The 13,535-nt window shown below is 70.8% G+C and carries 10 protein-coding genes; 5 read left to right on the plus strand and 5 right to left on the minus strand.

All coding sequences use genetic code 11. The features are described 5' to 3' along the window. Window positions 1-46: 46 nt before the first annotated feature. Window positions 47-2,119 (plus strand): glycosyltransferase family protein, encoded by a 2,073-nt coding sequence (locus ABT340_RS14300; RefSeq protein WP_352011154.1) that lies wholly within the window; start codon window positions 47-49, stop codon window positions 2,117-2,119. Window positions 2,120-2,131: 12 nt separating this feature from the next. Here ABT340_RS14300 and ABT340_RS14305 read toward each other — a convergent pair whose 3' ends face one another. Then, window positions 2,132-2,530 carry a hypothetical protein gene (locus tag ABT340_RS14305; RefSeq protein WP_352011155.1) on the minus strand — a complete coding sequence of 133 codons (399 nt, stop codon included), beginning with the start codon at window positions 2,528-2,530 and terminating at the stop codon, window positions 2,132-2,134. 286 nt (window positions 2,531-2,816) lie between these two features. On the opposite strand from ABT340_RS14305, the gene ABT340_RS14310 reads away from it, so the two are divergent. Beyond that, window positions 2,817-3,563, plus strand: a complete 747-nt coding sequence (locus ABT340_RS14310) for a MerR family transcriptional regulator (RefSeq protein WP_352011156.1) — start codon at window positions 2,817-2,819, stop codon at window positions 3,561-3,563. Window positions 3,564-3,603: 40 nt separating this feature from the next. Continuing rightward, the gene (locus ABT340_RS14315; protein ID WP_352011157.1) at window positions 3,604-4,434 is read left to right on the plus strand and encodes a hypothetical protein; all 831 of its coding nucleotides are present in this window, start codon (window positions 3,604-3,606) and stop codon (window positions 4,432-4,434) included. A gap of 119 nt (window positions 4,435-4,553) precedes the next feature. Here ABT340_RS14315 and ABT340_RS14320 read toward each other — a convergent pair whose 3' ends face one another. Further along, complete coding sequence (locus tag ABT340_RS14320) at window positions 4,554-6,014, minus strand: flotillin family protein (protein ID WP_352011158.1); 1,461 nt, start codon at window positions 6,012-6,014, stop codon at window positions 4,554-4,556. A gap of 46 nt (window positions 6,015-6,060) precedes the next feature. Beyond that, window positions 6,061-6,261, minus strand: coding sequence for an NfeD C-terminal domain-containing protein (locus ABT340_RS14325; protein WP_352011159.1), 201 nt, complete (start codon window positions 6,259-6,261; stop codon window positions 6,061-6,063). A gap of 408 nt (window positions 6,262-6,669) precedes the next feature. Here ABT340_RS14325 and ABT340_RS14330 point away from each other — a divergent pair, with 408 nt between their 5' ends. Continuing rightward, window positions 6,670-9,378, plus strand: coding sequence for a M4 family metallopeptidase (locus ABT340_RS14330; RefSeq protein WP_352011160.1), 2,709 nt, complete (start codon window positions 6,670-6,672; stop codon window positions 9,376-9,378). Between the two features lie 184 nt (window positions 9,379-9,562). After that, window positions 9,563-11,437: an NAD(P)-binding protein gene (locus ABT340_RS14335; RefSeq protein ID WP_352011161.1), complete on the plus strand. Its 1,875-nt coding sequence runs from the start codon at window positions 9,563-9,565 to the stop codon at window positions 11,435-11,437. Window positions 11,438-11,505: 68 nt separating this feature from the next. On the opposite strand, the gene ABT340_RS14340 is transcribed toward ABT340_RS14335, so the two are convergent. Both ABT340_RS14340 and ABT340_RS14345 read right to left on the minus strand, forming a co-directional pair. Further along, window positions 11,506-12,537 carry an acyltransferase family protein gene (locus tag ABT340_RS14340; RefSeq protein WP_352011162.1) on the minus strand — a complete coding sequence of 344 codons (1,032 nt, stop codon included), beginning with the start codon at window positions 12,535-12,537 and terminating at the stop codon, window positions 11,506-11,508. Window positions 12,538-12,603: 66 nt separating this feature from the next. Next, entirely contained in the window at window positions 12,604-13,410 is an 807-nt protein-coding gene (locus ABT340_RS14345; RefSeq protein WP_352011163.1) for an SDR family NAD(P)-dependent oxidoreductase, read from the minus strand. Between the last annotated feature and the right edge of the window lie 125 nt (window positions 13,411-13,535).

The following is a 13,535-nucleotide window of genomic DNA, read 5'->3' on the forward strand; positions in this document are numbered from 1 at the left end:
GGCGCACGCCGTACGCTGGCACGACCTCGGTGTAAAGGCGATTCCCATGAGTTCCCCTGAGCAGTCTGAGCAGACCCCCGAAGAGCCGAAGTTCCAGCGTCTTGGGCCGATCAACTGGCTTCCCGAGGAGCGCAAGGTCGTCGAGCGCTTCGAGGAGCGCGTCCGCGACCTGGAACGGCGGCTGGCCATCGCCGAGGCGCGCGCCGACTACGCCCAGTGGAAGCTGGAGTCCACGAAGGTGCAGCGGCCGTACCGGGTGGCCGAGGCGCTGACCGGGGCCAAGGGGTCGGGGGTCGTCCGGCTGCCCGGCAAGCTGAAGGCGGCCATGTCCACCCGCAAGGGCCCCAAGGCGCCCAGGCCCGTGTCCGAGGTGGTCGAGGAGCTCGACCAGCAGGGGCCCGTGGTGAACGTGCCCCAGGTGAAGTGGCCCGCCGGGCCGATCAACCGGCCCGACATGAAGGTCGCGGTGATCCTGGACGACTTCTCCAGGATGGCCTTCAAGTACGAGTGGGACCAGATCGAGTTCGGGCTGCGCGACTGGCCGGAGATCTTCGCCGAGCGCAGGCCGGAGATCCTGTTCGCCGAGTCGGCCTGGCACGGCAACCAGGGCCGCTGGCGCTACCAGATGACCGGTTCCAACGCGCCCAAGCCCGAGTTGCGCGCCCTGATCGACTGGTGCAGGGCGGAGGGCATCCCCACGGTCTTCTGGAACAAGGAGGACCCGCCGAACTTCGAGTTCTTCATCGACACGGCCAAGCTGTTCGACTACGTCTTCACCTGTGACGGGGACATGGTGCCCCGTTACCGGGAGGTCCTCGGGCACGACCGGGTGGACGTGCTGCAGTTCGCCGCCCAGCCCCGGGTGCACAACCCCATCCAGGAGCGCCAGGGCAGGCTGCACGACGTGGTGTTCGCCGGGATGTACTTCCGCGACAAGCACCCCGAGCGGCGTGAGCAGATGGAGACCGTGCTCGCCCCGGTCCGCGAACTGGGCCTGCACATCTTCGCCCGCAACGGCACCGTGGACGAGAAGTACGCCTGGCCCGCCGAGTACGTCCCGCACATCGTGGGCGAACTGCCGTACGACCAGATGCTGGCCGCGTACAAGATGTACAAGGTCTTCCTCAACGTCAACTCGGTGCTCGACTCGCCGACCATGTGCGCCCGCCGTGTCTTCGAGCTGTCGGCCTGCGCGACCTCCGTCGTCTCCGGGTGGTCGCGGGCCATCGAGGAGACCTTCGGGTCGCTGATCCCGATCGCGCGTGAGCCCGTCGAGTCCTACAACCAGGTGCTCCACCTGATCAACAGCCCCGAGCTGCGGGCCAGGCAGGGCCACATGGCGATGCGGGAGGTCTTCGACAAGCACCTGTTCACCCACCGGGTCGACCAGATCCTGCGGGTGCTCGGCAAGCCCGTCGAGACGCGGTCGCGGTCGGTCTCGGTCGTGCTGCCGACCAACAGGGCCGCGCAGATCGAACACGCCATCTCCTCGGTCGCCAAGCAGATCCACCGGCCCGTCCAGCTCGTCATGGTGCTGCACGGCCTCGACATCGACCCCGTCGTGGTGGCCGACAAGGCACGGGTCGCCGGGATCTCCGACGTGGTCGTGCTGCCCGCCGACCCGTCGCTCTCCCTCGGCGCCTGCATGAACCTGGGCATCTCCGCCGCGGAGGGCTCGCTCATCGCCAAGATGGACGACGACAACCTGTACGGCGAGCACTACCTGTCGGACCTCGTGCGGGCCTTCGACTACTCCGACGCCGAACTCGTCGGCAAGGGCGCGCACTACGCCTACTTCGAGGGCAGCAACACCACGATGCTGCGGCTGCCGGGGCTCGAACACCGCTACAGCTGGCTGGTGCAGGGCGGCACCTTCCTCGGCAAGGCCGAGATGTTCAAGCACTACGGGTTCGAGGACGTGACCCGGGGCGAGGACACCCGGCTGGTGCGGCGGCTCAAGGAGGACCGGGTCAAGATCTACTCGGCCGACCGGTTCAACTTCGTGTACTGGCGCAGCGGCGACGCGGCCATGCACACCTGGCAGGCCGACGACATCAAACTGACCCGTAACGCCCAGTTCTCCTTCGTCGGCCACCCCGAGGCCCACGTGATGATCTGAACCGGCCCGGGTTCAGGGTTGGGAGGCCGGACGCCACTCCTCCCTGAACCCGGGGCGCAGGTAGTAGCCGGCCGCGAGATACGACAGGACCTCGGACAGGGTCTCGTCCCTGATCGTGGCGCGGGTGAGCGCCAGCGTGTCCTCGGTGCTCAGGGACTCACCCGAGGCGACCCGCCGCCGGAAGGCGACGACGACCTCACGGGTCGCCCGGTAGCGCTGGATGATGTTGAGCTTCACCTGGGAGCTGCCGGAGATGTGGTCGATGAACTTCTCCCCGCCCCCGGGGCCGAGGGTCTTCTCCCCGAGGGTCCTGAGCAGGTCACCGTCCGCCGCGAGGACCTGGGCGCCGTTCATCTCACTCTCGATGGTGGGATACAGCCAGTCGGCGATGTCGTCGGCGATGTCGGTCACACGTCCTCCTCGACTCGGCTTCCCCGATTCAGGACGGAAGGGAAGCCTCCGGATCAACCGTCCCATGATCACCTCTTCCCTCATCCGTGTCGACCGCCATGCGCTCTCCCAAGAACTCCGGCCCGTCTGGCGTGGTGCCTTCCCCCGGGGACGAAGATCGACATAATGATGAACAGCCTGGTCAGAGCGGTCTTCCCCGCTGCTCTCCGGGTGGCTCCCGGTCGTCCGTACGGCACCCGCCGAGGCGTGTTGACGTTGACGTAACGTCAACGTTTCTAATGAGGGCATGCGGATCGGTGAACTCGCCGCGCTGGCCGGGGTCTCGACCCGGACCGTGCGCCACTACCACCACCTCGGCCTCCTGCCCGAGCCGGTACGGCTGGCCAACGGCTACCGGGAGTACGGCCTGCGCGACGCGGTCGTCCTGGCCCGGGTGCGGCGGCTGACGGAGCTCGGGCTCTCGCTCGACGAGATCCGTGACGTGCTCGGCCCCGGCGACCGGGGCGGGGACCTGCGTGAGGCGCTCATGGAGCTGGACGCCGACCTCGCCAGGCAGCAGGAGGCGATCGGCGCCAGACGTGAACGGCTGGCCGCGCTGCTCGCCGAGGAGGACCTGGGGCCGGACTCCACGGTCTCCCCCGGCCTGGCGGCGGTGCTGCGCGAGCTTCCCGCCGAGGGGTCGCGCATCGCCGAACTCGACCGGGAGCTGCTGACCCTGCTCGACGGCGTCACCGATCCCGAGGCCAGGGACAGGATGCTCGGCATGATCCGGCCGTTGACCGAGCCGGAGGCGCTGGCCCGGGGGCGGCTTCTCTACCGGCGGCTGGACGAGCTGGCCGACGCCGACCCCGGCGACCCCCGGGTGGCCGTGCTCGCCGCCGACCTGGCCGCGCACCTGCCCGGAGAGCTGGCGGGGGCCTTCGCCGGGCCGTACGCGGTCGAGGAGATGGCCGGGGCGCTGGACACGGAGATGTCGCCCGCGCAGATCGAGGTGTTCCGGCTGGTGCTGACCACGCTGAGAGGTGAGAGATGACGTTCGGATGCGCCCGTGTCATGGTGCGGGGTGAGGGCTGATGTTCAGGGCCGCGCGGGCCGCGCTGCTTGCCGTACTTCCCGCCGAGTTGCTGCTCGTGGTTCTGACCGCGGCGGGAGTGCGGCCACCGGGGCCGGTGCTCGTGGTCGTCGAGGTGGCCGTCGTGGCGGTGCTGCTGCTGGAGGCGGTGACCCTGCTGCGGCTGTTCCGCGCGGCGCGCCGGGACGGGGCCGGTCGGCGCGCGGCGCTGGGTACGGCCGTGCGGGAGCTGGTGCCGGCCCCGGTGCGCAGGCTCATCGGGTTCGAGGCGCGCGGTGTGGCCGGTCTCCTGCTGTGGGTGACGCGCCGCCGTCACGGGGTGCCACCGGGGGCGACCGCGGTGCCGTACGTCCGGGAGCAGTCCTCGATGTTGCTGGTGCTGCTGTTCGCGGCGGTCGTCGAGACGGTGGCGGTCGAGTTGCTGCTGGGGGCGCTCGGCGTGCCGTCCGGGGTGCGGACGGTGGTGCTGGTGCTCGACGCGTACGCGGTCGTGCTGGTGCTGGCGCTGTGGGCCGCCTGCGCGACCCGGCCGCACGTGGTGACCGAGGGGGAGCTGCGGGTGCGCTACGGCGTCCACTTCGACCTGCGCGTCCCCCGCGAGCTGATCTCCTCGGTACGGCTGGCGCGCGCCTACGACGAGCGGGGCACCGTCACCGTGGCCGACGGGCGGCTGGGGGTGGCGGTCTCCTCCCAGACGAACGTGGTCGTCGAACTGTCCGAACCGGTCACCGTGGTCCGGCCTCTCGGCCGCAGGGAGCGGGCCAGGGTGATCCGGCTGTTCGCCGACTCCCCCGGCCTCGTCCTCGACGCCCTGCGAACCCCGGTGCCCTGAGAGGCCGGGTGCCCGGTGCCTGAGAGGCCGGGTGCCTGGGGGCCTGGGGCCTGGGGCCTGGGGCCTGGGGCCGCCCGCGTGCCGTACGGCTTGGCGGGCGGCCCCTCCGAGGGCGCGGGTCAGGAGGTGGGCTCGACGGCCTTGCCGTTGGCCTCGGGGATGGGGACGGGAGCGGCAGCGGGGGCGCTGTTCATGTTGAGGAGGGAGCGGGCCAGGCCGAGGCCGGTCCCACCGAGGGTGAGGGCCTTGGCGAGCATCTCCTCGATGCCCTGGGCGCCGTTCAGCACGACCATGTGGTCCACGTTGCCGAAGGCCTTCGCGCCCGCCTCGACGATCTGCGGCCAGTTCTCGGCGAGCTGCTGGGCGATGACCGCCTCCTGGTTCTCGGCGAGCGCCTGGGAGCGGGCACGGATGGCCTCGGCCTCGGCCAGACCCTTGGCCTTGGCGGCTTCGGCCTCGGCGAGGCCCTTGGCCTTGGCGGCGTCGGCGGAGGCCAGACCGGTCGCCTTGGTCGCCTCGGCGGAGGCCAGACCGCGCAGCCGTACGGACTCGGCCTCGGCGGCGGCGGCCTGCTTGACCTGGGAGGCCTGCGCGGCGGCGCGCAGCTCGGTCTCGCGGGCCTCGGCCTCGGCGCGGGCGATGCGGGCGTCCCTCTCGGCCTGGGAGAGCGTGACGGTCTCGTACGCCTTGGCGTCGGCGGGCTTGCGGACCTGGGACTGCAGACGCTGCTCGGAGAGCTGCGCCTCAAGCTCGGCGGCGCGGGTCTCCTGGACCACGACCTCCTGGCGGGCGGAGGCCTCCGACAGCGGGCCCGCCTGGCGGGACTTGGCCTGGGCCTCGTCGATCTCGGCCTGGTAGGCGGCCTGCTTGATCTGGGCGTCGCGCCAGGCGGCGGCCTTGTTCGCGGCGGCGATCTGCTCGGCCTCGGTGGCCTCCTGGTCGCGCTGGGCCTCGGCGATACGGGCGGTGGCGGCGATCTTGGCGGCGTGCGGCTTGCCGAGGTTGGTGATGTAACCGGTCTCGTCGTCGATCTCCTGGATCTGCAGGGAGTCGACGATCAGGCCGAGCTTGATCATCTCATCGGCGGCGGAGGCGCGCGTCTCGCCGGTCAGCCGCTCACGGTTGAGGATGAGGTCCTCGACGGTCAGGTTGCCGATGATCGAGCGCAGGTGACCGGTGAACAGCTCGTGGATGGCCCCGTTCATCGAGTCCTGCTGGTCGAGGAAGCGGCGCGCGGCGTTGGCGATGGAGTGCAGGTCGTCGCCGACCTTGTAGATCACCACGCCCTTGACGACCACCGGGATGCCCTGCAGCGTGACGCAGGAGACCTGGAGGTTGGCCGCGCGGCTGTCGAGGCGCAGGCGGCGCGCGGTCTGGAAGCCGGGGAGCACGGCGGTGCCCTTACCGGTGACGATCTTGAAGCCGAGGCTGTCGCCCTCGTTCTTTCCCCGGGCGCCGAGGCCGGAGATGATCAGTGCTTCGTTGGGCTCGGCCACCCGCCAGACGGCCTTGAACAGCAGGATGACGACAAAGAGGGCGACAAGGACGCCGCCACCGATGATGAGGGACTCGGTTGGCAATGTGGCCTCCACGAGGGGGGAGAGAGCAAGAGAAAAGGGAGAGAGGTCAGACGAGCGCGCGAGCGACATAGACCGTGCGAGGCGGGTAGTACTCCACGACGACGACGATCGATCCGGGAGAGATCTCCTCGTCGGGGACGGCGGGATGGGCGTAGAAGGCCTCGACGCCGCCGCGGACGGCGATCAGCACCTCGCCGACCAGACCGGGACCGATCTTGCCGGTCACCCTGCCCTGCTTACCGACCACGCGCGGCTCCCCGTCCCGTCGCGGAGCAGATCCGTCATCCACCGAGCGAATCCGCGTCTGCGGACGCTACTCCGACATGTCCTGTTTCACCACCCTTCGTAGCACGCCCCGCGTCCTGCGGGGTCAATGACCGCTCCGCAGCCCGTCTCCCCCTCCAACGACCGGCGCCTCGAAAACGTTCACCATCGGTTGCGACAAGCCCAAACAATCTCGACGCATCCCCATATATACGACTGAGCAGGGCGTACCTCGTTTGGCAGAAGTCCGGTCCATAACACCGCGACATGGAAAAGCATTGGCTACTCGCCCCACACAATCCGGTGTCACGTTGAGTTGCGTTTCGAGTTGAGCCTGGCCGGCCCGGCTCCTGGTCCCCCTCCCCAGGGACGTCTTGAGGAGTCACACGCAGTGAAACCGAACGGCAGAACACGCGTCGCGGCGTTGCTCGCGGCGACACTGGGCGCGAGCGCGTTGTACGGCGCCGCGCCCGCGACCGCCTCGCCTTCCCCCACCCCTCCCGTCAGCCCCTCCGGCCCCCAGGCCACCGGAGCCCAGGGTTCCGCCTACGCTCCCCCGGACGCCCGCGCCCGCTCCCGCGCCCTCGGCACCGCGGACAGGGCCCTCACCGCGCGCTCCCGCGAGCTGCGCACCGGTGACGGCGACACCTTCGGGAGCCCGACGGTCGTCTTCGGCTCACGCGGCCTGCAGTACCTGACCTATCCGCGCCTGCACCGGGGCCTGCCCGTCTACGGCGGTGACGTGATCGTCGCGACCGACCGCGAGGGTGGCAGGGTCACCGCGGTCACCACCGGCCAGCGGGCCAAACTCGACGACGTCGCGACCAAGCCCGTCGTCACCGCCGAGCGGGCACGCGCCATCGCGCGGGACCTGCTCGGCACCGTGACCAAGCAGAGCGACCCGCGCCTCGTGGTGCACGCCGCGGGCACCAAGCCCCGGCTGACCTGGGAGAGCGTCGTCACCGGGAGCTCGAAGGACGGCCCCTCCGTCCTGCACGTCTACGTCGACGCCGCCGACGGCTCGATCGCCGACCGCTGGGACGACGTACGGCGCGGCGTCGGCCACCCGTTCCACAACGGCGACCCCGTCTACATCGACACCTCGGGCTCGGCAGGTTCCTACAGCATGACCGACCCCACCCGGGCCAACCTGAGCTGCGCGTCCACCAACGGCACCGTCTACACCGGCGCCGACGACGAGTGGGGCGACGGCTCGGCCTCCGGCCTGGAGACCGCCTGCGTCGACGGCATGTTCGCCGCGCAGCGCACCTGGGACATGGTGCGGGACTGGCTCGGCCGGGACGGCATCACCGGCACCGGCCGGACGTTCCCGATCAGGGTCGGCTTCAACTTCCCCAACGCCGTCTGGGCCGGTGACGGCGTGTGGCTCGGCCACAACGAGAGCGGCAGCAAGCAGATGTCCTCCATGGACGTGGTCGGCCACGAGTACGGCCACGCCATCTTCGAGAACACCAGCGGCGGCAACGGCAGCGGCAGTGAGACCAACGCCCTCAACGAGTCGACCGGCGACATCATCGGCACCCTCACCGAGCACTACGCCAACCAGCCGCCGGGGGTGGACGCGCCCGACTACCTGATCGGGGAGAAGGTGGACTTCAGCGGCCCCGGCCCGCTGCGCAACATGTACGACCCGGCCGTCTTCGGCGACCCCGGCTGTTACTCCGAGGAGGTGCTCACCCAGGAGCCGCACAAGGTGGCCGGTATCCAGAACCACTGGTTCTACCTGCTGGCCGAGGGCGACCGCGTCCAGGGCAGGCCGGAGCAGAGCCCGGTCTGCGCGGGCGACGGCGTGACCGGGATCGGCCTGCGCGACGCGGGTGAGATCTACATGGGCGCGCTGAACCTCAAGACCGTGCCCTGGACCCACGCCAAGGTCCGCGCGGCGACCGTGCAGTCGGCGCTGGCCCTGTTCGGCTGCCTCCACCTCCAGCGGGTCAAGGACGCCTGGGACGCGGTCGGGGTCGCGGCCTTCCCCGACGAGCCCGGCTGCCCGGCCGATTCGCGGACCTTCACGGTGCGGACCGGCGAGCCCGACGGCGTGATCGACCAGGGCACCTCGACGACCGTCGCGGTGCGGACCAGGAAGCTGAGCGGCCCGAGCCAGGACCTCGACCTGACCGCCGAGGGCGTCCCCGCCGGCACGGACGTCACCTTCACCACCCCCCGCATGCCGAGCGGCGCCTCGACCTTGATGAGGGTGACCACCTCGGCGTCGACCCCGGTCGGCACGCACACCATCGTCGTCCGCGCCACCTCGGCGGCCACCCCCACACTCTCCGAGACGACGTCCTACCGGCTGACCGTCTCCCCGGCCTCCCCGGCGAACGACTTCTCCGTCTCGCTCGACCGCCACACGGTCACCGTCAAACCGGGCCAGACGGCCACGTTGACGCTCGGCACCACGACCACGGCCGGTGACCCGCAGCAGGTCGCGCTCACCGCCTTCGGCCTGCCCGACTCCTTCTCCTTCACCTTCAACCCGTCCACGATCACCACCGGGCAGACCGCCCGGGTGACCGTCCATCCGTCCGAGGCGACGCCGCCCGGCGTCTACTTCGCCACCGTCCGGGCCACGGGGGCCTCCCGCCGTACGACCACGCTGCGGCTTGAGGTGCCCGGCGGCGACTTCGCCGTGCACCTCACCCCGGACGCGGCGACCGTCGAACCCGGGCAGACGACCGCCTCCACCCTGGAGACCACGCCCGTCTGGGTGGCCCCCCAGGCGCTGACCATCTCCGCCAGCGGCCTCCCGGCCGGGGTGAACTTCGCGGCGAGCCCGACGACCGTCGAGCTCGGCAGCCCGAGCACGATCACGTTCGCCACCTCGGCGACGACCGTGCCGGGGACCTATCCGATCACGGTCAGCGCGACCGGCGTGGAGACGCGTTCGGCGACCTTCACCCTGACCGTCACCCCGCCCCCGCTGCCCGCGTGGAAGCCGTACACCCAGTACAAGGCCGGTGACCGCGTCACCCACAACGGGGTCGTCTACCGGTGCGTGCTCGGGCACGTCTCCCTGCCCGGTTGGCAGCCGCCCAGGACTCCCGCCCTGTGGGCACGGGTCAAAAGCACGAAATAAATGACATTTCCGGCGGGTGGGTCGTAGAGCCCGCCCGCCGGAAACCACGAAAAGCCTTTCAACGCCCCGGGTAAAAAGTCCTCGTCGCCGCCCTTGGACGACCAAGTCGGGCGGCCCGATTCATGATGATCCCTCCATGACGGATCCCGGGGAGATCACTCCACACAGGGCCGGGGAACTGGGGATGAACCGCCCCATTTCCCGCCGCGACTTCTTCGACGGCGTCGCGACGACCGCCGGGGTCGCGGCGCTGGAGACCTTCACCGGCCGGCCGGTGTCGGCCGAGCCGATGGGGACGGCACCGCGGGGAGGCCACCCGGCCGCTCTGACGGGACTGCGGGGCGACACCCCGCAGGACGTCGGGGTGCCGCACGCCCTGCGCGACGGCCGGTTCTGGGCCCACGCGGGCCCCGCCGAACCGACCGGCGAACGCTACGACCTGGTGGTGGTCGGCGCCGGGATCAGCGGGATCAGCGCGGCCCACCGCTGGCTCGAACACGACCCGGACGCGCGGATCCTGATCCTGGACAACCACGACGACGTCGGCGGGCACGCCCGCCGCAACGAGTTCCACCCCACGGGCCGCCGGGGGCCGCTGGTCGGCTACGGCGGCTCCCAGGCGATCGAGGCGCCCTCCGCCTGGACCCCCGAGGGCAGACTGCTGCTCGACCGGCTCGGGGTACGGCCCGCACGGCTCGCCGCCGTGCCGTACCCGGGCCTCGGGACGCGGGAGGGGGTCTTCTGCGACCGGGAGTCCTTCGGCGTCGACCGGCTCGTGCCGACCGGCACGGACACCCGCCGGTGGATCGCCGAGCTGCCCCTCGCCGAACGGGCCAGAAGGGACCTGCTCACGCTCCACCTGGACCCGCCCGACTGGCTGCCCGGCCTGACGGAGCGGGCCAAGCACCGGTTCCTGGCGAGCCTGACCTACTCCGGTTTCCTCGGGGAGGTCTGCGGGGTCCACCCGGACGTGCTGCGTTTCGTGCGGACGATGCCGAGCGACGAGTGGGGGTACGGCTCCGACGCCTTCGGCGCCGTCGACGCCTGGGGGTGCGGTTACCCCGGTTTCCAGGGGCTCGGGCTCGACCGGTCGAAGCCCTCGGTCTACAACTCGCCGAGCGTGATCAGGCAGTGGGAGGCGCCCAGGGAGGTGCTGCTCTTCCCCGAGGGCAACCAGGCCCTGGTCAGGATGATGGTCGGCAGGATGGTCCCCGGGTTCGCCACCTCCGTCGACCCCGAGGACGTCACGACCGCGCGGTTCGACTACGACCGGCTCGACCGGCCGGGCAACCGGGTCCGGGTCCGCCTGTCCAGCCCGGTGGTCTCGGTGGCCAACGACGGCGACCCGGAGACCGCGGCCACGGCGACGGTCGGCTACTTCGACGGCGACCGGGTCAGGACCGTACGGGCCGCCGGGGTGATCATGGCCTGCTGGAACATGATGATCCCCCACCTCGTCACCGGGCTGCCTCCCGAGCAGGAACGGGCGCTGCGCGCGGCCGTCAAGGTGCCGATGCTCTACGCCACGGTCCAGCTGCGCGACTGGCGGGCCTGGCGGGCGATCGGCGTCGGCCGGGTCCGTTTCACCGGGGCCTACTGGTCCGTCGCGGAGCTGGCCCCCCGGGTCGCCGTCGGCGGCTACCGGCCCCCCGAGGACCCCGCAGAGCCGGTCCTGGCCCACCTGGTACGGGCTCCCGCGGTGCCGGGCATGTCGCCGGCGGACGGCTCTGCCGCGGGGCGACGCGAACTGCTCGGCACGCCGTACTCCTATCTGGAGTTCAGCATCCGTGAGCAGCTGGTCAGGCTGCTCGGGCCCGGCGGGTTCGACCCGGTCCGCGACATCCAGGCGATCACGGTCAACCGGTGGGGACACGGCTACGCGCCGGAGTACGCGACCCCGTGGAACCTGGACTTCTACCCCGACGGGCCCTTCCCCGCCGAGACCGCCCGCCGCAGGTGGGGCCGGATCGCGATCGCCAACTCCGACTCGGTGCCCGCCGCCTACGCCGACGCGGCGATCACCGCCGCCTACCGGGCCGTCCTCGACCTGCGGACCTGAAGGCCCGCTGACCTGCAGGCCCATGGGGCTGAAGGCTCGCGGGCCTGAAGGCTCCCGGGGCTGGGTGTTCAGGGGGACGGGCGGCGCAGCCGGGTGAAGGCCCAGCTCATCCTGGGTTCGACCGCCCAGCGGGTCAGGGCCCTGACCGGGGGCGTGCACAGCAGGGCCGCCAGCACGACGCCGAGGAGCGCCACGGCCACGACGCCGGGCACCGTCCGCGCCCAGTCGCCGTAGAAGCGCTCGGCGACCTTCACCACCAGGCCGTGCAGCAGGTAGGCGTACATGGTCGCCGCGCCGAGGCCCGAGTACCACGTCCGGCGCGAGGGGGTGATCGCGAGGAAGGCCGCGACCAGCAGCGCCCCGGCCGCCAGCATGCCGAGCCGGATCAGGCTGCCGGTGAGGTCGTCCACCCCGATCGCGTCGTTGGCGTGCCGCCAGCGGATCCACTCGGTCTTCACCGAGGTGTGCACGGCCAGCGCGAGAGCCGCCCCGGCCACCAGTGTGAGCGCCCCGGCGATCCTGACCTTCGGCCGTCTGAGCATCTCGAAGTGCTCCGGGCGCAGCATGAGGCCGAGCACGTAGAAGGGCAGCAGTCCCAGCGTGCGGTTCATCGAAAGCTCGTCGGGCAGCCTGCTCGTCCCGGACAGCAGCGACAGGCCGACCGCGACCACCAGCGGCCACCTGAGCTGCTGCCAGACGGGGGTGGACAGCCGCCACAGGAACAGCGACATCAGGAACCAGGTCAGGTAGTACGGGTCGAGCAGGCTGATGTCCAGCTTGCCGTACAGGATCAGGCGGGGCAGTGAGTAGAGCAGCTCGAAGATCACATACGGCACGGCGAGCGTGCTGATCAGCTTGCGCGCCTTGCCGGAGGAGAAGGTGAAGTTCCGCGACAGGTAGCCGCTGAGCACGATGAACAGCGGCATGTGGAACACGTAGACGAAGAAGTAGGCCGCGTGCGCCACCGCCACGTCCCGCAGGTCCTCCACCAGGTGCCCGGAGACGACCAGGGTGATCGCCAGGAACTTGGCGTTGTCGAAGAAGGGGTCCCTGCCCGCCGTGGGGACGGCGGCGACCTGGCGGGGGCTCGTGACGCTCACAGGCCACGCACCGTAGCCGCCCGTGTCCCAACGGCGGGCGAACCCGGGATGACATCCCGGGGACGGTCAGGAGACGGCCCTTTCGCTGGCCTCCCAGAGGTCGCGGGCCAGGCCGGGGTCGGTCATGCCCCTGGGAGCCCTGGCGGGGGCGCCGTTGGCGAAGTAACGCCCCGGGTGCGTGGTCCCGTCGGGGTGGGTGGCGAGGTGGACCAGGGTGCTCGCACCCTGCTCGACCGTACGGCCCACGCCCGGGATGTGGTGGGTCATCCACATCAGGAACGTTCCCGAGGCGAACCCGGTCTTGATCACGCCGGGGTGGAAACAGGTCGCGCTCACCCCGGTGCCGGACAGGCGGCGGGCCAGTTCGACGGTGAACAGCGCGTTGGCCTGCTTGGAGTCGCCGTACTGCAGCCAGCCGCTCCAGCGGCGCCGCTCACGGCTCAGGTCGGCCGGGTCGAGGTTGCCCGACCTGGCCGCCATGGACGAGGTGGTGATCACCCGCTCCCCGACCCGGTCGAGCAGCAGGGTCGTCAGCAGGAACGGCGCGAGGTGGTTGACCTGGATCATCGTCTCGTGGCCGTCCCCGGTGCGGGTCCGCTCTGTGGACATCACGCCCGCGTTGTTGACCAGGACGTCGATCCGCTCGTAGCGGGACCGAAGCTCACCGGCCAGTCGCCTGACGTCGTCGAGGGAGGTGTAGTCACAGGTCAGCGTGTCCGGGACGGACCCCGAGGCCTCCTTGACCCTGGCGGCGACCCCGGCCAGCCTTTCCTGGTTCCGGCCGACCAGAACGACCTGACGCCCGCGCCTGGCGAGTTCGACGGCAGCGGCCTCACCGATTCCGGCACTCGCCCCGGTAATCACATTAATCATCAGATCCTCCACTGCGCGGAAACCCTATCGGTGCTAGTCTCCTGTGCGATCTTCCGGAGGCATATCCATCCCCAAGGCGACGCGGGCCTCCACACACTCAGAAGTTGGGACGAGTGGGCATGGGC

It is taken from the genome of Streptosporangium sp. NPDC000239, from assembly GCF_040300765.1.
Taxonomy (GTDB): Bacteria; Actinomycetota; Actinomycetes; order Streptosporangiales; family Streptosporangiaceae; genus Streptosporangium.